The sequence below is a fragment of the Streptomyces sp. NPDC028928 genome (assembly GCF_055564915.1).
On record NZ_JBVHVI010000010.1, the window covers coordinates 20,915 to 40,040 of the forward strand.

At 72.3% G+C, this 19,126-nt stretch carries 17 protein-coding genes; 9 read left to right on the top strand and 8 right to left on the bottom strand.

Translation table 11 applies throughout. The annotated features are described in order from the left end of the window. Nucleotides 1–184 precede the first annotated feature (184 nt). From galE to idi, 3 genes are all read left to right on the top strand, one after another. A complete protein-coding gene (galE, locus tag ACZ4U1_RS23745) occupies nt 185–1,156 on the top strand; it encodes a UDP-glucose 4-epimerase GalE (protein WP_467905757.1) in 972 nt (323 codons plus the stop codon). Nucleotides 1,157–1,318: 162 nt separating this feature from the next. Then, entirely contained in the window at nt 1,319–2,260 is a 942-nt protein-coding gene (locus ACZ4U1_RS23750) for a cation diffusion facilitator family transporter (RefSeq protein ID WP_467905759.1), read from the top strand. Between the two features lie 175 nt (nt 2,261–2,435). Beyond that, nucleotides 2,436–3,029, top strand: a complete 594-nt coding sequence (gene idi / locus ACZ4U1_RS23755; protein WP_467905761.1) for an isopentenyl-diphosphate Delta-isomerase — start codon at nt 2,436–2,438, stop codon at nt 3,027–3,029. Between the two features lie 3 nt (nt 3,030–3,032). Here idi and ACZ4U1_RS23760 read toward each other — a convergent pair whose 3' ends face one another. Then, nucleotides 3,033–3,530 (bottom strand): ATP-binding protein, encoded by a 498-nt coding sequence (locus tag ACZ4U1_RS23760; RefSeq protein ID WP_467906207.1) that lies wholly within the window; start codon nt 3,528–3,530, stop codon nt 3,033–3,035. Nucleotides 3,531–3,787: 257 nt separating this feature from the next. Between ACZ4U1_RS23760 and ACZ4U1_RS23765 the strand changes: the two genes are divergently transcribed. Beyond that, entirely contained in the window at nt 3,788–4,543 is a 756-nt protein-coding gene (locus ACZ4U1_RS23765) for an enoyl-CoA hydratase/isomerase family protein (RefSeq protein WP_467905763.1), read from the top strand. Here ACZ4U1_RS23765 and ACZ4U1_RS23770 read toward each other — a convergent pair. Together ACZ4U1_RS23770 and ACZ4U1_RS23775 are read right to left on the bottom strand one after the other, a co-directional pair. After that, nucleotides 4,530–5,159, bottom strand: coding sequence for a DJ-1/PfpI family protein (locus ACZ4U1_RS23770; protein WP_467905765.1), 630 nt, complete (start codon nt 5,157–5,159; stop codon nt 4,530–4,532). The two genes, ACZ4U1_RS23765 and ACZ4U1_RS23770, sit on opposite strands and share 14 nt — an antisense overlap. A 74-nt stretch (nt 5,160–5,233) precedes the next feature. After that, nucleotides 5,234–6,193 (bottom strand): GlxA family transcriptional regulator, encoded by a 960-nt coding sequence (locus ACZ4U1_RS23775; RefSeq protein WP_467905767.1) that lies wholly within the window; start codon nt 6,191–6,193, stop codon nt 5,234–5,236. 126 nt (nt 6,194–6,319) lie between these two features. On the opposite strand from ACZ4U1_RS23775, the gene ACZ4U1_RS23780 reads away from it, so the two are divergent. The 3 genes from ACZ4U1_RS23780 (at nt 6,320) to ACZ4U1_RS23790 (ending at nt 9,640) form a co-directional block, all read left to right on the top strand. Continuing rightward, the gene (locus ACZ4U1_RS23780) at nt 6,320–6,451 is read left to right on the top strand and encodes an LPFR motif small protein (RefSeq protein ID WP_268253080.1); all 132 of its coding nucleotides are present in this window, start codon (nt 6,320–6,322) and stop codon (nt 6,449–6,451) included. Nucleotides 6,452–6,553: 102 nt separating this feature from the next. Next, the gene (locus ACZ4U1_RS23785) at nt 6,554–8,956 is read left to right on the top strand and encodes a Tex family protein (protein ID WP_467905769.1); all 2,403 of its coding nucleotides are present in this window, start codon (nt 6,554–6,556) and stop codon (nt 8,954–8,956) included. A gap of 114 nt (nt 8,957–9,070) precedes the next feature. Next, nucleotides 9,071–9,640: a DinB family protein gene (locus ACZ4U1_RS23790; protein ID WP_467905771.1), complete on the top strand. Its 570-nt coding sequence runs from the start codon at nt 9,071–9,073 to the stop codon at nt 9,638–9,640. On the opposite strand, the gene ACZ4U1_RS23795 is transcribed toward ACZ4U1_RS23790, so the two are convergent. Beyond that, the gene (locus ACZ4U1_RS23795; RefSeq protein WP_467905772.1) at nt 9,637–11,277 is read right to left on the bottom strand and encodes an ABC-F family ATP-binding cassette domain-containing protein; all 1,641 of its coding nucleotides are present in this window, start codon (nt 11,275–11,277) and stop codon (nt 9,637–9,639) included. The two genes, ACZ4U1_RS23790 and ACZ4U1_RS23795, sit on opposite strands and share 4 nt — an antisense overlap. A gap of 65 nt (nt 11,278–11,342) precedes the next feature. On the opposite strand from ACZ4U1_RS23795, the gene ACZ4U1_RS23800 reads away from it, so the two are divergent. Next, complete coding sequence (locus tag ACZ4U1_RS23800) at nt 11,343–12,281, top strand: FAD-dependent oxidoreductase (protein WP_467905773.1); 939 nt, start codon at nt 11,343–11,345, stop codon at nt 12,279–12,281. Nucleotides 12,282–12,405: 124 nt separating this feature from the next. Here the strand turns inward: ACZ4U1_RS23800 and ACZ4U1_RS23805 are convergent, their stop codons facing one another. Then, nucleotides 12,406–14,349: a Xaa-Pro dipeptidyl-peptidase gene (locus tag ACZ4U1_RS23805; RefSeq protein ID WP_467905775.1), complete on the bottom strand. Its 1,944-nt coding sequence runs from the start codon at nt 14,347–14,349 to the stop codon at nt 12,406–12,408. Between the two features lie 177 nt (nt 14,350–14,526). On the opposite strand from ACZ4U1_RS23805, the gene ACZ4U1_RS23810 reads away from it, so the two are divergent. Further along, the gene (locus tag ACZ4U1_RS23810) at nt 14,527–16,014 is read left to right on the top strand and encodes a M1 family metallopeptidase (protein WP_467905776.1); all 1,488 of its coding nucleotides are present in this window, start codon (nt 14,527–14,529) and stop codon (nt 16,012–16,014) included. A gap of 46 nt (nt 16,015–16,060) precedes the next feature. On the opposite strand, the gene ACZ4U1_RS23815 is transcribed toward ACZ4U1_RS23810, so the two are convergent. The 3 genes from ACZ4U1_RS23815 to ACZ4U1_RS23825 are packed head-to-tail and all read right to left on the bottom strand — an operon-like array spanning nt 16,061 to nt 18,972. Continuing rightward, nucleotides 16,061–16,978, bottom strand: coding sequence for a PfkB family carbohydrate kinase (locus ACZ4U1_RS23815; RefSeq protein WP_467905777.1), 918 nt, complete (start codon nt 16,976–16,978; stop codon nt 16,061–16,063). Continuing rightward, complete coding sequence (locus ACZ4U1_RS23820) at nt 16,975–17,463, bottom strand: macro domain-containing protein (protein WP_467905778.1); 489 nt, start codon at nt 17,461–17,463, stop codon at nt 16,975–16,977. The genes ACZ4U1_RS23815 and ACZ4U1_RS23820 overlap by 4 nt, the downstream gene beginning before the upstream one ends. A 42-nt stretch (nt 17,464–17,505) precedes the next feature. Continuing rightward, entirely contained in the window at nt 17,506–18,972 is a 1,467-nt protein-coding gene (locus ACZ4U1_RS23825) for an amino acid permease (protein ID WP_467905780.1), read from the bottom strand. Nucleotides 18,973–19,126: the final 154 nt, after the last annotated feature.

Consider the following 19,126-nt stretch of genomic DNA (forward strand, 5'->3'; position numbering starts at 1 on the left):
ATGTCGGCAGAGGCTATCGGATGGGCCGGAGCCGGTGTTCACCGGCCGTTCACGGCCCGGCCCCCGAGGGCTGTCCGGACCTTTGCCGCGATCATCATCGGGGATCCGGGGCCCGGCCCACAAACCCATGGGGCAGACCCGGGCAACCGGGACACCGGAGCGACTCGGCATAGGGTGGACGACCATGACGTGGCTGATCACCGGCGGAGCCGGATTCATCGGGGCGCACGTGGCACGGGCCATGGCGGGCGCCGGGGAGAGCGTCGTGGCGCTGGACGACCTGTCGGCCGCCGTGCCCGCGCGGCTCCCGGCCGAGGTGCCGCTCGTGCACGGCTCGACGCTGGACGGGGCACTGCTGAAGCGGGTCTTCGCGGAGTACGGCGTGACGGGCGTCGTCCATCTCGCGGCGCGCAAGCAGGTCGCGGAGTCGGTGGCCCAGCCCACCCGCTACTACCGGGAGAACGTCGGCGGCCTGGCCACCCTCCTGGACGCGGTGGCCGAGGCGGGCATCGGACGGCTGCTGTTCTCCTCGTCGGCTGCGGTGTACGGCAACCCGGACGTGGACCTGATCACCGAGGACACCCCGTGCGCCCCGGTGAACCCGTACGGCGAGACCAAGCTGGCCGGGGAGTGGCTGGTGCGGGCGGCGGGCCGGGCACACGGGATCTCCACCGTATGTCTGCGCTATTTCAACGTGGCGGGCGCCGCGGCGCCGGAGCTGGCGGACACGGGCGTGTTCAACATCGTGCCGATGGTCTTCGACCGGCTCACCCGGGACGAGGCCCCGCGCATCTTCGGTGACGACTACCCGACCCCGGACGGCACCTGCGTCAGGGACTACATCCATGTCGCCGACCTCGCCGACGCCCACCTGGCGGCGGCGCGGCGGCTGGCCGCCGGGGACATCACCGGCGATCTGACGCTGAACATCGGCCGGGGCGAGGGCGTCTCGGTGCGCGAGCTGATCTCGGTCATCGGGGAGGTCACCGGGGACCGCCGGGCGCCCGTGGTGGAGGGCCGCCGCCCCGGCGACGCGCCGCGCGCGGTGGCCTCGGCCGAGCGGGCCGCGCAGGTGCTGGGCTGGCGGGCCCGGCGCGGGGTGCGGGAGATGGTCGAGTCGGCGTGGGCGGGCTGGCGGCTGCACCACAGCGGCTGACGAGGCCTCCCGCCCGCACGGCGGCCGACGCCCCGGGCCTCCTGACCTGCGGAACGTTTCCGCAGGTCAGGGCACATGACAACGGTGTTCAGTGCCGCGTTGCCTCATACCCCCTACCCGTAGTTCACTGGCCTCCGGGCAGGCACACGGAAGGCGGTAGTCATGGGGGCAGGGCACGACCACGGGCACGCGCACTCCCACGCGCCGGCTCCGGGTACGGCCACGGCCGCGTACCGGGGCCGGCTGCGGATCGCGCTGGGCATCACGCTGACGATCATGGTGGTGGAGATCATCGGCGGCCTGGTCGCGGACTCGCTCGCGCTGATCGCGGACGCCGCGCACATGGCGACCGACGCGGTGGGCCTCGGCATGGCGCTGCTCGCGATCCACTTCGCGGCGCGCCCGGCGAGCACCAACCGCACCTTCGGCTACGCCCGCGCCGAGATCCTGGCGGCCCTGGCCAACTGTCTGCTGCTGCTCGGGGTCGGCGGCTACGTCCTGTACGAGGCGGTCCAGCGGTTCGTGGAGCCCGCCGGGACCCGGGGCGGCCTGATGGTCGTGTTCGGTCTGATCGGCCTGGTCGCGAACTCCGTCTCGCTGGTGCTGCTGATGCGCGGTCAGAAGGAGAGCCTGAACGTGCGCGGCGCCTTCCTGGAGGTGGCCGCGGACGCGCTGGGCTCGGTGGCGGTGCTGATCTCGGCCGCGGTGATCCTGGCCACCGGATGGCAGGCGGCGGACCCGGTCGCCTCGCTGGTCATCGGCCTGATGATCGTGCCGCGGACACTGAAGCTGCTGCGCGAGACGCTGGACGTGCTGCTGGAGGCGGCCCCCAAGGGCGTCGACATGGCGGAGGTCCGGGCGCACATCCTGGCGCTGGACGGCGTCGAGGACGTCCACGACCTGCACGCCTGGACGATCACCTCGGGCATGCCGGTGCTGTCGGCGCACGTGGTGGTCAGCTCCGAGGTGCTGAACGCCATAGGCAACGAGAAGATGCTGCACGAGCTGCAGGGCTGTCTGGGCGACCACTTCGACGTGGAGCACTGCACCTTCCAGCTGGAGCCGGGCGGCCACGCGGAGCACGAAGCGAGACTGTGCCACTGACGACACGCACTGCCGTTCGGCGTACCCCCGGACGGTTCCCGGCGACCGGCGCCGGGCACGATGATCTACCGGGTCCGACTCCCGGCGCTGCGCCGCGCGCGGACACGTGGACGTGCCGGGAGTGCCGGATTCGTACGGCAGACTTGGGGTGCGAAGACCGAGGCGAAGGATGGGTATGCCGATCACACCTGCCACCGCGACGCACAGCTCGTCGGAGGGCACCGCAGAGGCGATTTTGCTGGAACTGGTCGACGAGAAGGGTGTGACGATCGGTACGGCGGAGAAGCTCGCGGCCCATCAACCGCCGGGGCAGCTGCACCGGGCGTTCTCGGTGTTCCTCTTCGACGAACAGGGCCGGCTGCTGCTCCAGCAGCGGGCCCTCGGCAAGTACCACTCCCCCGGTGTGTGGTCCAACACCTGCTGCGGTCATCCGTACCCGGGCGAGGCGCCGTTCGCCGCGGCGGCCCGGCGCACGCACGAGGAGCTGGGTGTGTCGCCGTCGCTGCTCGCGGAGGCCGGCACTGTCCGCTACAACCACCCGGACCCCGCCTCGGGCCTGGTGGAGCAGGAGTTCAACCACCTGTTCGTCGGCCTGGTGCAGGCACCGCTCGCGCCGGACCCCGAGGAGGTCGCCGCGTACGCCTTCGTGACGGCGGCCGAGCTGGCCGAGCGGCACGCCCGGGACCCGTTCTCGGCCTGGTTCATGACCGTCCTGGACGCGGCCCGCCCGGCGATCAGGGAACTGACGGGCCCGTCCGCGGGCTGGTAGGCGCTATGGCACCGAGGCGGGCTTGAGCGGCAGGGCGGCCCAGATCACCTTGCCGCCGCTCGCGGTGTGCTCCACGTCGACCACCCCGCCCGCCTCCCGGGCCACCTCGCGGACCAGGAGCAGACCCCGGCCGCCGGTCTGGCCGTGGTCGGCCTCCAGGGCGGTCGGGCGGTAGGGGTGGTTGTCCTCCACGGACACCCGCACCCACTCCGCTCCGACGGCCACCTCCACGGCGAGCACCGGCGACAGCAGCGCCGCGTGCCGGACCGCGTTGGTGACCAGCTCGGAGACGATCAGCAGCAGGCCGTGCACCAGGTCGTCGGAGACCGGCACGCCCTGGCGCAGCAGCAGGTCCCGCACCGCGTGCCGGGCCTGCGGGACCGAGGCGTCCACCGCGGCCGCGGTGAAGCGCCAGACACCTTCGTACGGCAGTGGATCCGGCGGTCGTTCGCCGCCGCCCCCCGCTGGGCGCGGGCCGTCCCCACGCCCGTGGTCGTCCATCGTCCGGTCGCCACCCTCGCGCTCGATTGTCACCACACGTCGAGTGTTGGTAAAGATGCGCTCCGGCCCGGATACCTGAACAGAAGTCGGCGGGTATCGAACGGTTTCTGACCGACTGCGCATGACCTGGTCGCGGGTGGGACCGCTCCTGTCCCCCGTGCGCCGGTTCCCGAACTAGTCGGGTTGTACGGGTTCGCAGTCGGGCCGTACGGGTTCGGCCTGCCGGCGGGGAAACGCCCTCCGCTACGATCCGCCGCATGGAGCCCCAGCTGTCCCACCAGGTCACCGACTCCGTCGCCACCGTGGTGATCCGTCATCCCGCCAAGCGCAACGCCATGACGACCGCGATGTGGCGGGCCCTGCCCCCGCTGCTGGACGCCCTGGCCCGGGACGCCGGGGTACGGGCGCTGGTGCTGACCGGCGAGGGCGGCACCTTCTGCGCGGGCGCCGACATCTCCACCCTCCGGGGCTCACCGGAGGAGGCCCAGGCCCTCGCGGTGGCCGCCGAGGAGGCCCTGGCCGCGTTCCCGAAGCCGACCGTCGCCGCGGTGCGCGGCCACTGCGTGGGGGGCGGCGCTCAGCTGGCGGCGGCCTGCGATCTGCGGCTCGCGGAGGAGGGGGCGCTGTTCGGGGTGACACCGGCGCGGCTCGGTGTCGTCTACCCGGCCTCCTCGACCCGCCGGCTGGTGTCCCTGGTCGGTCCGTCCACGGCCAAGTACCTGCTGTTCACGGCCGAGTTGATCGACGCCGGGCGGGCGCTGGGCACCGGTCTCGTGGACGAGGTGCTGCCCGAGGGCGAGCTGGACAAGCGGGTCGCGGAGCTGACCCGGGTCCTGGTGTCCCGCTCGCAGCTCACCCAGGCCGCCGCCAAGGAGTTCGCCGGCGGCCGCACCGACCGGGACGCCTACTGGACCGCGCAGGCGCGCGGCAGCGGCGACACCGCGGAGGGAGTCGCCGCGTTCCTGGAGCGCAGGCAGCCGCGCTTCACATGGAGCGTGTCTACGTCAGGCTGAAGCGGGTGGGGAACCCCTCCACGATGTGCGCGGGCGCCTTCTGCGGCGAACCGGCGTCGTAGGGCGGCTGCGGGTCGTACTCGACCAGCAGCTGGACCGTCTGGGCGTGTTCGTCCCCGGCGAGGGTGCCGACCAGCGTGAGTCCCATGTCGATGCCGGCGGAGACGCCGGCCGCGGTGACGTACTTGCCGTCGGTGACGACCCGTTCGCCCGTCGGCTCGGCGCCGAACTGCTCCAGCACGTCCAGGGCGCCCCAGTGGCTGGTGGCGCGCCGGCCCCTCAGCAGGCCCGCGGCGGCGAGCAGCAGCGAGCCCGAGCAGACCGAGGTCGTCCAGGTGCTCGTCGCGTCGACGGCGCGCAGCCACTCCAGGAGGGCCGGGTTCTCCATCTGGGGGAGGGTGCCGGGGCCTCCGGCGACCACGACGATGTCGGGGCGCGTCACCTCGTGCAGCGCCCGGTCCGCGGTGACGGCGAGGAAACCCGTGTCGGTGCGCACGGGGCCGGGCCGCTCGGCGACGAAGACGACCTCGGCGTCGGGCAGCCGGCTGAGGACCTCGTAGGGTCCGACGGCGTCCAGCGCGGTGAAACGGTCGTAGACGACCATGGCGATCTGCATGGGAGCCCCTTCTCTGTGGGCGGATGTCCGGTGCGGGTGTGTGCGGGTGTCCGGTGCGGGTGTCGGTGTCGGTGTCAGTGCGCGGGCGCCGGGTGGAAGCGCCTGCGGTATTCCGTGGGGGGTGTGCCGAGCGACCTGACGAACGCGCGGCGCATGGCCTCGGGCGTGCCGTAGCCGCTGGCCCGCGCGATCTCCTCGACGCCGTCGGCGGTGTCCTCCAGCAGGCGGCGGGCGTGTTCGAGGCGGACCCGGTCGACGTACCGGCCGGGTGTCATACCGGTCTCGGCCTGGAAGGCGCGGGCGAAGTGGCGCGGGGAGAGGGCGGCGCGGGCGGCCAGCGCCTCGACGCCGAGGTCGCCGTCCGGATGCTCGGTGATCCACTGCTGGACGTCCCGCAGGGGTTCACGGCGGGCCGTCTGGGCGGCCAGCTGGGCGCTGAACTGGGCCTGGTTGCCGGGCCTGCGCAGGAACACCACGAGATGGCGGGCGACGGTCAGCGCGGCCTGCCGGCCCAGGTCCTCCTCCACCAGTGCCAGGGCGAGGTCGATCCCCGCGGTCACCCCGGCCGAGGTGGCCACGTGCCCGTCCCGCACGAAGATCGGGTCGGGGTCGACCCGGACGGCGGGGTGGTCCCGGGCGAGCGTGTCGCAGTACGCCCAGTGCGTCGTGACCCGCCGGCCGTCCAGGAGTCCGGCCCGGGCCAGCGGGATCGCACCGGTACAGACGGACACCAGGCGCCGGGCCCGCGGGGCCCGCCCGCGCAGCCACTCCACCAGCCGCGGGTCCGGATCGAGGGTGCCCTCCCCGCCGGGGACCAGCAGGGTGTGCGGATCCTCCGCGTCCGCCAGGGATCCGTCCGGTACGAGGGTCAGCCCGCTGGAGGTGCGCACCGGCCCGCCGTCCACCGAGGCCGTACGGATCCGGTACGACCCCGGGGTGAGCTTCTCGGCACCGGCGAAGACCTCCGTGGGGCCGGTGACATCGAGGCTCTGGAGGCCGTCGAAGACGGCGACGAGGACGGTCCGCTGCGTCATGGCCTCGATTCTGGGCGGCCCCGCGCGTGGCAGCAACGACGGATTCCCCACCTTTTCTGCCACGGGGTTTTCCCCGCCGTCCCGAGGTACCCGGTGGCGGACGCCACGACGAAAGGAGACCCTTCCGTGTTCCGTGCCCTCGCAGACGTACTGCGGCAGATCGGCGGCGCCCTCGCCACCGTGGTCACCCTCCCCTTCCGGGCGCTCGCCCGCCTGTTCGGCGGAGCGTCGTCCTCCGCCCGCGGGAGCCGGGCCTGAGACCGGCCCGGCGCCCCGCCGGGTGCCGCCCTGATCCCCGGTTGTCGGTGTCACCTGCCACAATTGCCGCGCAACCTTGAGTGGAGAAGGCGGTACCGGATCGTGACCACACCCGGGTCCCTCGGAGCAGGGTCCATCGAAGGCAGGATCGCCGAGGAGCTCGGCGTACGGGAGCGGCAGGTGAAGGCCGCGGTGGAGCTGCTCGACGGCGGCTCCACGGTGCCCTTCATCGCTCGCTACCGCAAGGAAGCGACCGAGATGCTCGACGACGCGCAGCTGCGCACCATCGAGGAACGGCTGCGCTACCTGCGGGAGCTGGAGGAGCGGCGCACCGCGATCCTGGAGTCGGTGCGCGAACAGGGCAAGCTCACCGAGGAGCTGGAGGCGCGGATCCGCGGCGCCGAGACGAAGGCGCGCCTGGAGGACGTCTACCTCCCCTACAAGCCCAAGCGGCGCACCAAGGCGCAGATCGCCCGCGAGGCCGGCCTGGAGCCGCTCGCGGAGGGACTGCTGGGCGACCCGACGGTCGAACCGCTGGCCGCGGCCGCCGCGTTCGTGGACGCGGACAAGGGCGTCGCCGATCCGCAGGCCGCGCTGGACGGCGCGCGGGCGATCCTCACCGAGCGGTTCTCGGAGGACGCCGACCTGATCGGCGAGCTGCGCGAGCGCATGTGGGTGCGCGGGCGGCTGACGGCGAAGGTGCGGGAGGGCAAGGAGGAGGCGGGCGCCAAGTTCGCCGACTACTTCGACTTCGCCGAGCCGTTCACCGAACTGCCCTCGCACCGGATCCTGGCGATGCTGCGCGGCGAGAAGGAGGAGGTGCTCGACCTCGTCCTGGAGCCCGAGGAGCCGACGGACGGCCCGTCGTCGTACGAGGGGATCGTCGCCGCGAAGTTCGGCATCGCGGACCGCGGCCGTCCCGCCGACAAGTGGCTGACGGACACGGTCCGCTGGGCCTGGCGCACCCGCATCCTGGTGCACCTCGGCATCGACCTGCGGCTGCGGCTGCGTACGGCCGCCGAGGACGAGGCGGTCAACGTCTTCGCGGCCAACCTCCGCGACCTGCTGCTGGCCGCCCCGGCCGGCACGCGCGCGACGCTGGGCCTGGACCCCGGGTTCCGTACGGGCGTGAAGGTGGCCGTGGTCGACGCCACCGGCAAGGTGGTGGCGACGGACGTCGTCTACCCGCACGTCCCGGCGAACAAGTGGGACGAGGCGCTCGCCAAGCTGGCGCGGCTCGCCGAGCGGCACGCGGTCGAGCTGATCGCGATCGGCAACGGCACGGCGTCCCGGGAGACCGACAAGCTCGCCGGTGAACTCATCGCGAAGCACCCGGAGTTGAAGCTCACCAAGGTGATGGTGTCGGAGGCGGGCGCGTCGGTGTACTCCGCGTCGCAGTACGCCTCGCAGGAGCTGCCGGACATGGACGTGTCGCTGCGCGGCGCCGTCTCCATCGCGCGCCGGCTCCAGGACCCGCTGGCCGAGCTGGTGAAGATCGACCCGAAGTCGATCGGCGTCGGCCAGTACCAGCACGATCTGTCCGAGGTGAAGCTGTCCCGTTCGCTGGACGCGGTCGTCGAGGACTGTGTGAACGGCGTCGGCGTGGACGTCAACACGGCGTCCGTGCCGCTCCTCGCGCGGGTGTCGGGCATCTCGTCCGGGCTCGCCGAGAACATCGTCGCGCACCGGGACCAGAACGGTCCGTTCACGTCCCGCTCGGAGCTGAAGAAGGTGGCGCGGCTCGGCCCGAAGGCGTACGAGCAGTGCGCGGGCTTCCTGCGCATCCGCGGCGGCGACGACCCGCTGGACGCCTCCAGCGTGCACCCCGAGGCCTACCCGGTGGTCCGCCGCATGGTGAAGACCACGGGCCAGGAGGTGGCGTCCCTCATCGGCAACACGGGCGTGCTGCGCTCACTGCGGCCGGCCGACTTCGTGGACGACACCTTCGGTCTGCCGACCGTCACCGACATCCTGAAGGAGCTGGAGAAGCCGGGCCGCGACCCGCGTCCCGCCTTCCGGACGGCGACCTTCAAGGAGGGCGTGGAGAAGATCTCCGACCTGTCCGCGGGGATGGTCCTGGAGGGTGTGGTCACCAACGTGGCGGCCTTCGGCGCGTTCGTGGACGTCGGCGTCCACCAGGACGGTCTGGTGCACGTCTCGGCGATGTCGAAGTCGTTCGTCAAGGACCCGCGCGATGTGGTGAAGCCCGGTGACATCGTCAAGGTGAAGGTCCTGGACGTCGACATCCCGCGCAAGCGGATCGCGTTGACGCTGCGTCTGGACGACGAGGCCGCGCCGCAGGGCCAGGGCGGCGGCCGGCAGCAGCGCGGCGGCGGTGCCCGTCCGCCCCAGCAGCGGCAGGGTGGCGGCCAGCGACAGGGCGGCGGCCAGCGGCAGGGCCGGGGCGGCGGTGACCGCGGCGGCCGGCAGGCCCCGGCACCGGCCAACAGCGCGATGGCGGACGCGCTGCGTCGCGCGGGACTGCTGGACCCGAAGAAGCGCTGACCCTGCGGGCCTTCGGCGGTCGGCTGGAGTGGCACCCTCCTCCCCGGAGGGTGCCTCCGTTCCGCCGCCGGAAACTCCGGTGACGCATGATCACCCGACCCGCAGACTTGGCTCATGACGGATCCCAAGGACGACCTCCTGGTCTATCTCCAGGACGCCCGTGACGTGCTGCTCTGGAAGCTCGACGGCCTGTCGGAGTACGACGTCCGGCGCCCCCTGACGCCCACCGGCACCAACCTGCTGGGCCTCGTGAAGCATCTCGCGGGGGCCGAGGCGCTGTACTTCGGCCAGACCTTCGGCCGGCCCTTCCCCGGCACCCCCCTGTGGATCACGGGCGACGCCGAGCCGGACGCGGACCTGTGGGCACGGGCCGACGAGACGCGCGAGGACATCGTCGGCCTGTACCGGCGGGCGTGCGCCCACGCCGACGAGACCATCGCCGCCCTCCCCCTGGACGCGGTCGGCCGGACACCCGGTGCGCCGGGTGGGACGACACTGCACCGGGTGCTGACCCACATGGTCGCCGAGACCCAGCGGCACGCCGGACACGCGGACATCGTGCGCGAACTCGTCGACGGGGCCGTGGGGCAGCGCCCCGACGGCCTCAACGTGGCGCCCCACGACCCGGAACACCTCGCCCGGGTCGAACGGGCGGCGAAGGAAGCCGCCGCACGCGCCGGCTAACGCTCCGTCACCTTGCCGTCCGCCACCTCCAGGCGACGGGTCACCCGGACCGCGTCCAGCATGCGGCGGTCGTGGGTGACCAGCAGCAGGGTGCCCGTGTAGGCGTCGAGGGCCGACTCCAGCTGTTCGATGGCCGGCAGGTCCAGGTGGTTCGTCGGCTCGTCCAGGACGAGCAGGTTGACGCCCCGGCCCTGGAGCAGGGCGAGCGCGGCGCGGGTGCGCTCGCCCGGGGAGAGGGTCGCGGCCGGCCGCAGCACATGGCCGGACTTCAGCCCGAACTTGGCCAGCAGGGTGCGGACCTCGGCCGGCTCGGTGTCGGGGACGGCCGCGCAGAAGGCGTCGAGCAGGGTCTCGGTGCCGTGGAACAGCTTGCGGGCCTGGTCGACCTCGCCGACCAGCACCCCGGAACCGAGGGCCGCGTGGCCAGAGTCCAGCGGGACCCGGCCCAGCAGCGCGCCGAGCAGGGTGGACTTCCCGGCGCCGTTGGCCCCGGTGACCGCGATCCGGTCCGCCCAGTCGATCTGCAGCGACACCGGTCCGAGCCGGAAGTCACCGCGCCGCACCTCCGCGTCCCGCAGCGTCGCCACGACCGCTCCGGAACGCGGGGCGGACGCGATCTCCATCCGCAGCTCCCACTCCTTGCGCGGCTCCTCGACGACGTCCAGGCGCTCGATCATGCGCTGGGTCTGGCGGGCCTTCGCGGCCTGCTTCTCGCTGGACTCGCTGCGGAACTTGCGGCCGATCTTGTCGTTGTCGTTGCCCGCCTTGCGCCGGGCGTTCTTCACGCCCTTGTCCATCCAGGCCCGCTGCATCTGGGCGCGGTCCTGGAGGGCGGCCTTCTTGTCGGCGTACTCCTCGTACTCCTCGCGGGCGTGCCGGCGGGCTACGTCCCGCTCCTCCAGGTAGCCCTCGTAGCCGCCGCCGTAGAGGTTGATCTGCCCCTGGGCGAGGTCGAGTTCGAGCACCTTGGTGACCGTGCGGGTGAGGAACTCGCGGTCGTGGCTGACGACGACCGTGCCGGCGCGCAGACCGGTGACGAACCGTTCCAGCCGCTCCAGGCCGTCCAGGTCCAGGTCGTTGGTGGGCTCGTCCAGGAGGAAGACGTCGTAGCGGGACAGCAGCAGGGAGGCCAGGCCGGCGCGGGCCGCCTGGCCGCCGGAGAGGGTGGTCATCGGGTGGTCCAGGTCGACGGCCAGACCGAGGGAGTCGGCGACCTCCTCCGCGCGCTCGTCCAGGTCGGCGCCGCCCAGGCCGAGCCATCGCTCCAGGGCGGCGGCGTAGGCGTCGTCGGCGCCGGGCGCGCCGTCGACCAGCGCCTGGGTCGTCTCGTCCATGACCCGCTGGGCCTCGGCGACCCCGGTACGGCGGGCCAGGAACCCCCGGACGGTCTCGCCCGGCCGACGCTCCGGCTCCTGGGGCAGATGGCCGACGGTCGCGGTCGGCGGGGACAGCCGGAGCTCGCCCTGCTCGGGCGGGGTGAGCCCGGCGAGCATCCGCAGCAGGGTCGACTTGCCCGCGCCGTTGGCGCCGACCAGCCCGATCACATCGCCGGGTGCGACGACCAGGTCCAGCCCGGAGAACAGGGCGCGGTCGCCGTGCCCGGCGGCGAGGTTCTTGACAACGAGGGTGGCAGTCATAAGAACGCCGATCCTAGTGGCGGCGGGCACCCGCTCGCGGGCCGCGCAGGGCCTATCGTCCTGGCGTGGACAGTGAGCCGAGAGACGAAGTCATCGTGGTCGGAGGCGGTATCGCCGGGCTGACGACGGCCGTGCTGCTGGCCGAGTCGGGGCGGCGGGTGCGTGTGTGGGCGCGGGAGCCGGCCGAGCGGACGACCTCGGCGGTCGCCGGCGGCCTGTGGTGGCCGTACCGCATCGAACCGGAGCGGCTGGCCGGTGCGTGGGCGCTGGCCTCCCTCGGTGTGTACGAGGAGCTGGCGGACCGGCCGGAGGAGACGGGCGTGCGCCTGGTCGGGGGCGTGCACCACGGGATGCGGCTGGACGGACTGGGCACGTGGGCGGGCCGGGTGCCGGGGCTGCGGGCGGTGGCCGAGGGGCTGGCGGCGCGGCTGCCGGTGATCGACATGCCGGTGCATCTGGCCTGGCTGCGGAAGCGGCTGGGGAAGGCGGGAGGCACGGTGGAGGTCCGTGAGGTGACCGACCTGGCCGCCGTACCCGCCGCCGTGGTGGTCAACTGCACGGGCCTCGGTGCCCGCTCCCTGGTGCCGGACCCGGCGGTGCGTCCGGTGCGCGGCCAGCTGGTCGTGGTGGAGAACCCCGGCGTCACCAGCTGGTACACCTCCGTCGACCACTCCTCGGCCGCCTCCACCTACTTCATCCCGCAGCCGGGCCGGCTGCTGCTGGGCGGCACGGCCGAGGAGGACGACTGGTCCCTGGAGCCGGACCCGGACACCGCCACGGCGATCATCAGCCGCTGCGCGGCCGTCCGCCCGGAGATCGCCGGCGCGCGGGTGCTGGCCCACCGGGTGGGCCTGCGGCCCGCCCGCGAGGCGGTACGCCTGGCGCGACAGCCCCTCCCGGACGGCCGCGTGCTGGTCCACAACTACGGCCACGGCGGCGCCGGCATCACCGTGGCCTGGGGCTGCGCCGGGGAGGCGTCCGCCCTGGCGTTCCCCACGCCCTGAGCCTCCGCCCAGGGGCGCCGGGAACTGTGACGGCTGTGCCGGTGTGCGGCTCCGCCGGGTGCGCACGACCAGCCCACGCCGCCCTGCGGCCGGACACCAGGCACAGCCACCCGGAGCCGGCGTTTCAGCCCACCGGTACGTGCTGGAGTCGCGGTGCGGGGACGCCGTTCAGGACCGTCGGCGCAGGGGCCGCCGCGTGGCCGGCCGTGGCGCGGGCGAACGCTGCCGCGCCGCCCACCAGCGGGAGCTTCGCCGTCGTACGGGACAGGTCCACGGTGAGCGTCGGCCGGGTGGACGGAGGATCGATAAGGTCCTTGTCCGTGCCGGCGACGATCAGCGCCAGGCGGTGCCCCGCGGGGACGACGTGGTCGGTGGCCGCGAGGTCCAGGGTGATGGTGTACGCGCGGCCCGGGGTGAGCGGGACACCGTCTGCCGGCCAGGCGTGGTGACCGAGGTCGGCCCAGCCGCGGCTGACCACGGTGTAGCCGACGGCGGCCGTCTTCGCCCGGGTCTCCTTGAAGCAGGCGCTGTCCCCGGCCGTGCTCTCGCCCCAGCAGGTGCGGTCGGTGAGGGTGGTGATGCCCTCGGCCCGGTCGGCGTAGTCGCGGATGGTGTCCGGGCCGACGTCGACCAGGACGGCGGACAGGTGGGCGGAGGCGGTCGTCGGGGTCGCGGTGACCGTCACCGTGGAGGAACCGGCCAGCCGCAGGTCCCGGGTGAGCGGTGCCGTGAGGAAACCGGCCTTCTCCGGTGTGGACGTGGTGAGGTGCGCGGCCCAGTCGGTCTCGCTGAGCGCCGGGTCGTCCGTGAAGCTCTCGGTGCCGGCGGCCCGCCGCAGGCCGAGCGTGCCGACGCCGGCCTGGCTGCCGGCGGCCGGGTGCAGGACGGCGGTGCGGGTGCCGTGCGGGGGCCAGGCGGCGGAGGTGGCCCACTGGTCGGGGTGGCGTTCGATGTCGGCCATCGGCTCGCGGTCGATGCCGTTGTCGTAGCCGAGGAGTTCGTGGTCGAACCAGCGGTGCAGCGTGTCGACCCAGGCGCCGCGCCGGTAGTCGAACGGGTCGACGTGACCGGTCTGGGACAGCCAGATCTTGCGCTCCACGCCGTTGCGGGCGAGCGCGTCCCACCACTGGCCGACGTGCTTGGTGCGGACGTTGAGGTCCTGCATGCCGTGCACCAGGAACACGCTGGCGCGCACCTTCGCCACGTCCTTGACGTAGTCCCGCTCGCTCCACAGCGGTGTCCAGTCGCCGCTGCGCGGGCTGCCGTCGGCGAGCTTCCGCTGGACGGCCGCGCAGTGGGCCTGCGCGTCGGCGCTCTCGACGTAGCCGGCCAGTTCGTCGGGGCCGCCGTCGTAGAGCGGGGCGCCCTGTGCGAAGTAGTAGTCGTACCAGGAGGAGATGGCGCTGATCGGGACGATGGTCCTCAGCCCTTTGACGCCGGTGGCGGCGACGCCGTTGGCGATGGTGCCGTCCCAGCTCTTGCCGATCATGCCGGTGCGGCCGTTGGTCCAGCCGGCCTTCACCGGGGTGCCGCCGGTGCGGCTGCTGTACGCCCTGGCGCGGCCGTTCAGCCAGTCGATGACGGCCTTGGCGGACTGGATGTCGGAGCGGCCGCCGACGTCGACGCAGCCGTCGGAGCGGTTGGTGCCGGCGAGGTCGACGCCGACGAAGGCGTAGCCGCGGGGCACAAAGTAGTTGTCGTAGAACAGCGGCATCTGGACGACACGGCCCTCGGCGTCGTACGTCTTGCGCTGGCTCTCGTTGCCGCGCCCGCAGCAGGAGTAGTAGGGGCTTGCGTCCATGATGACCGGCACCTTGCGGCCCTGCCGGGCAGGTTCGGCGGGGCGGACGATGTCGGCGGCGACGCGGTCGGTCCTGCCGTCACCGTCCTCGTCGAGGCCGGTGTCCACCCAGACGGACTCGCGGACGGCGTCGGCGTAGGAGTAGACGGGGCGGCTCTCCCGGGGCGTGGCCTGGGCCGCGGCCGGGGTGAGGAAGACGGCCGTCAGCGCGGCGACGGCGGCTGCGGCGAGCGGTCTCCAGATCGTGGAGCGCGTTCGTTTCGGCATGCGCGGACCGTACTCCGGCCAACTGCCGTGCAAAAGAGGGCTCTCCGGGACGCGTGACGGCTGAATGGCGATCGTGTGACAGCAGTGGCCATGGACAGGTCAGAGGCCACAGGGACTGAATAGGCTCCGAACAGAGTTCTCCGAACGGACTTGCAGTCCCGATGACTTGGAGCTGACGTGCACCGCAGAATCATCGCGCCGGGCGCACTGGCGGCGGCCTCCGTCCTGCTGGCGATCCCGGCATCGGCCGCGAGCTACACCCCCGGCGCACCGGGCATCGGCGACCCCTACTACCCGAACTACGGCAATGGCGGCTACGACGTCTCCCACTACGACCTGAGGCTGCAGTACCAGCCGAAGACGGACGAGTTGCAGGGCACGGCGACGATCCTGGCGAAGACCACCCAGGACCTGTCCCGCTTCGACCTGGACTTCCTGCTGGACGTGAGCGAGGTCCGGGTCAACGGCGCCAAGGCGTCCTTCACCACGTCCGGCGAGCACGAACTGGTCGTCACCCCGAAGACGCCGCTGGCCAAGGGGACGCCGGTCACGGTGGTGGTCCGCTACAGCGGGGTGCCGTCGACGAAGAGCGCCTACGGCTTCACCTCCTGGCACCGCACGCCCGACGGGGGCGTGGCCGCCAACGAGCCCGAGGCCGCCTGGTGGTGGTTCCCGAGCAACGACCACCCGACCGACAAGGCCACCTACGACGTGTCGGTGTCCGTGCCGGACGGCACCCAGGCCCTCTCCAACGGCACGCTCCAGTCCACCGTTTCGAAGCTGGGCTGGACCCGCTACAACTGGCGGCAGAACAAGCCGCAGGCCACCTATCTGGCCACGCTCGCGCTCGGGAAGTTCGACATCACCACCGGCACCTCCGACGGCGGGGTGCCCGTCATCAACGCCTACAGCAAGGACCTCGGCGACACCGACGGGGCCGCGCGGGCCAGCGTGGAGCGCACCGGGGAGATCGTGGACTGGCTGAGCGGCTACTTCGGGCCGTATCCGTTCAGCACCGCGGGCGGCTACGTGCCGAACACCACCACCGGGTACGCCCTGGAGACGCAGACCCGGATCTACTACAGCCCGAGGCAGTTCGCGAACGGCTCCAACACCTCCGTGGTCGTGCACGAGCTGGCCCACCAGTGGTACGGCGACTACGTGTCGCTGAAGGGCTGGAAGGACATCTGGATCAACGAGGGCTTCGCCCGGTACGCGCAGTGGCTGTGGTCCGAGCACGAGGGTGAGGGCACCGCGCAGCAACTCGCCGACTACGTGTACGCCTCGCACCCGGCCGACGACGCCTTCTGGACCGTGAAGCCGGGTGACCCGGGTCCGGACGAGCAGTTCAGCGGCGCCGTCTACGACCGGGGCGCCCTCGCCATCCAGGCGCTGCGCAACGAGATCGGTGACGACGCGTTCTTCGCGATCCTGAAGGGCTGGCCGAAGGAGCACGCCTACGGCAACGCCTCGGTGGCCGACTTCCAGAAGTACGCCGAGCAGGTGTCCGGCAAGCCGCTGTCCGCGCTGTTCGACACCTGGCTGTTCCAGCCGGAGAAGCCGGCGGCGCCGTCGGTCCGTGCCCTGGTGAAGACGGGTACGGCGGTGGCGCAGCCGAAGTCGTGGAAGAAGATCGAGGCGACGAACGAGGTGCACGGGCACTGACCCGGCCAGGGCCGCTGAGGCCGGGGCGCCTCGGCGCCCTGGTGCCTCAGCGGCTCGGCACGGCCGCCTGCCGCAGCAGCTCGTCCCGGCCTATCGCGTCCGCGCGGGCGGCCGGGACGGTGCACGCGTAGGCGCCCGCGACAGCTCCGTACCGGGCGCACCGCTCGGGCGGCTCGCCGCTGAGCCGGCCGTAGAGGAACGCGGCGGCGAAGGCGTCGCCCGCGCCGTTGGAGTCGACCACCGGCGTGGGAGGGTCCGCCGCCGGTATCCGGGTCAGCTCGCCGTCGGCGAGCAGATAGGCGCCTTCCGCTCCGGCGGTGGCGACGACGGTCTCCGCGCGGCCCCGCTCGGCGATGCGCCGCATGGTCCGCTCGGGGTCGGCGAGGGCGGCGGCCGACAGGAAGACGACGTCGGCCGCGTACGCGAACGGCTCGTGGTACGGGTTCTCGCCGTCCCAGTCGTGCAGGTCCGTGGAGAGCGGCACGCCGGTCTCCCGCAGGACGGGCAGGGCGTGGGCGCACGGCTGGGTGATCGTCACGTGCACGTGCCGACTCGCGGCGGCCAGCGTGCGCACGGTGGCCTCCGGGAAGCGGTCGTCGGGGTGGGCGCGGCTGGTGTCGTAGAGCGACAGGCGGCGGCCGTCCGGGCCGACGAGGTTGACCGCCCGCCTGGTCCCGGCGGGCTGCGGGAGCGCGGTGAGGGCGATGCCGTGCTCGTCGTGCAGGGCGCGGACGAGGTCGCCCTCGGGGTCGTCGCCGAGCAGGTCGAGGTGGTGGGTGCGCAGGCCGAGCGCGGCCAGCCCCAGGGCGACGAAGTCGCCGGTCTGCCCGGCGCGGGTGCGGATCCCGGAGTCGATCAAGTAACTGTCGGCGTAGGGCAGGGGCAGCTCGGGGACATGGATGATCGTGTCCACCCCGGCCCCGCCCAGCACCAGCACCTCGGCCGCGTCCGCTTCCCTGGTCATCCGCCGTCCTCCCCGTGGTCGTACACCGTCACGGCGATCCCTCGCTCGACGAGCCTCTCGGTGACGAGCGGCTCCACACGGGACCACTTGCCCCCTGCCAGGCCGCAGCCTATGCGGGGCATGTGCACGGACGCGCCGAGTTCGATCACTTCGCCGGCGAGGCGGCCCAGGGCGGTGTCGATCGCCTCGTAGCGCACGGGGACGCCCTTGCTGCCGGTTCTGGTCCCCCGCTGGCCGATCATGTTGGCCACCCAGACGTGCGGGTCGACCCGCACCAGCTGCACCGCGCCCAGACCGAAGTCGTTCCTCGCGCGGTCGCGGTGCCAGGCGCGGTACGCCGCCTCCGGCTCGGGCCAGCGTCGGGACAGGGCCAGCACGAAGCCCTTCCCCCAGCCGCCGATGTCGTTGCAGACATGGGCGATCACCTTGACGCCCTTCACCGACGGCACGGTGGCGTCACCCCGGACATACGTGATCTCCGACATGACGCCACCGTAGGCGATGCCACTGACAGTGGCGCTGAGCTGCTACTTCGTCAGCTCGGTCAGCTCCTGGTCGGTGCTTTGCGACACGCGGCGGCGCACACCGAACCAGCCGGCGACCAGCATGACGGCGATCACCGGGATCAGCAGGATGGTCTTCCGGCCGACGTCGGGGTCGTTCCACATCATGCCGAGGCAGACCAGCAGGAACACGATCGTGGCGATCTCCGTGACCGGGCTGAACTTCAGCTGGAAGTGCGGCCGGGTCGTGAGGCCCGCGCGGGCGCGGCGGACGAAGATCATGTGGCAGACCATGATGATCACCCAGGTGCTGATGATGCCGAGCGAGGCGACGTTCAGCACGATCTCGAAGGCCTGGCTGGGCACCAGGTAGTTCAGGCCGACGCCGAGGACGCAGACCGCGCAGGTCAGCAGGATGCCGCCGTAGGGCACCTGGCTGCGGTTCATGCGGGCGGTGAACTTCGGCGCCGAACCGGCCATGGCCATCGAACGCAGGATGCGGCCGGTGGAGTACAGGCCGGAGTTGAGCGAGGACATGGCGGCGGTCAGCACGACCAGGTTCATCACGTCACCGGCCGCCGGCACGCCGATCTTGGACAGCACGGTCACGAACGGGCTCTGGTCGGCGGAGTACACCGAACCGGGCAGCAGCAGGGCGAGCAGCACGACCGAGCCGACGTAGAACAGGCCCACGCGCCACATGATCGAGTTCACCGCGCGGGGGACGACCTTCTCCGGCTCGGCGGTCTCGCCGGCGGCGACGCCGACCAGCTCCAGGGCGGCGTAGGCGAAGATCACGCCCTGCATGACCAGGACGACCGGCATCATGCCGTGCGGGAAGAGTCCGCCGTTGTCGGTGATGACGCTCAGACCGGGGGTGTGGCCGCCGACCTTGTGCTGGGTGGCGAGCAGGAAAATGCTGATCAGCATGAAGCCGACGATGGTGGCGACCTTGATGATCGCGAACCAGAACTCCATCTCACCGAAGATCTTCACCGAGATCAGGTTCACGGCCAGGACCACCGCGAGGGCGATCAGGGCGAGCACCCACTGGGGAATGCTGGTGAACATGCTCCAGTAGTGCGTGTAGAGCGCGATCGCGGTGATGTCGGCGATGCCGGTGGTCGACCAGTTCAGGAAGTACATCCAGCCGGCGACGTAGGCGCCCTTCTCGCCGAGGAACTCACGTGCGTAGGACACGAAGGACCCGGAGGACGGCCGGTACAGGACCAGCTCGCCCAGGGCCCGGACGACGAAGAAGGCGAAGACGCCGCAGACCAGGTAGGCCAGGGCGAGTGCCGGTCCGGCGTTGTGCAGGCGGCCGCCGGCGCCCAGGAGGAGTCCGGTGCCGATGGCGCCACCGATGGCGATCATGTTGACGTGGCGGGCCTTGAGGTCCTTGCTGTAACCGGCGTCGCCCGCGTCCGCGGGCGTCTGGGCCACCTGCGGGTGGGTGGTGGCCGGTGCCGATTCCACGGCTTCCTTGCTCACGGGTGGTTCCACTTCCTGGTGCGCCCGGACCTCGTGGGTCCGGGGTACGTGCAGGTCTCGGCCCGCACCACCCTCGTGTTGCGGCACAGACCAAGGCCGCAGCTTCCCAGAGGAATCGGCGGATATGCGGTGGTCCACGTCACAGAGCGGTTCT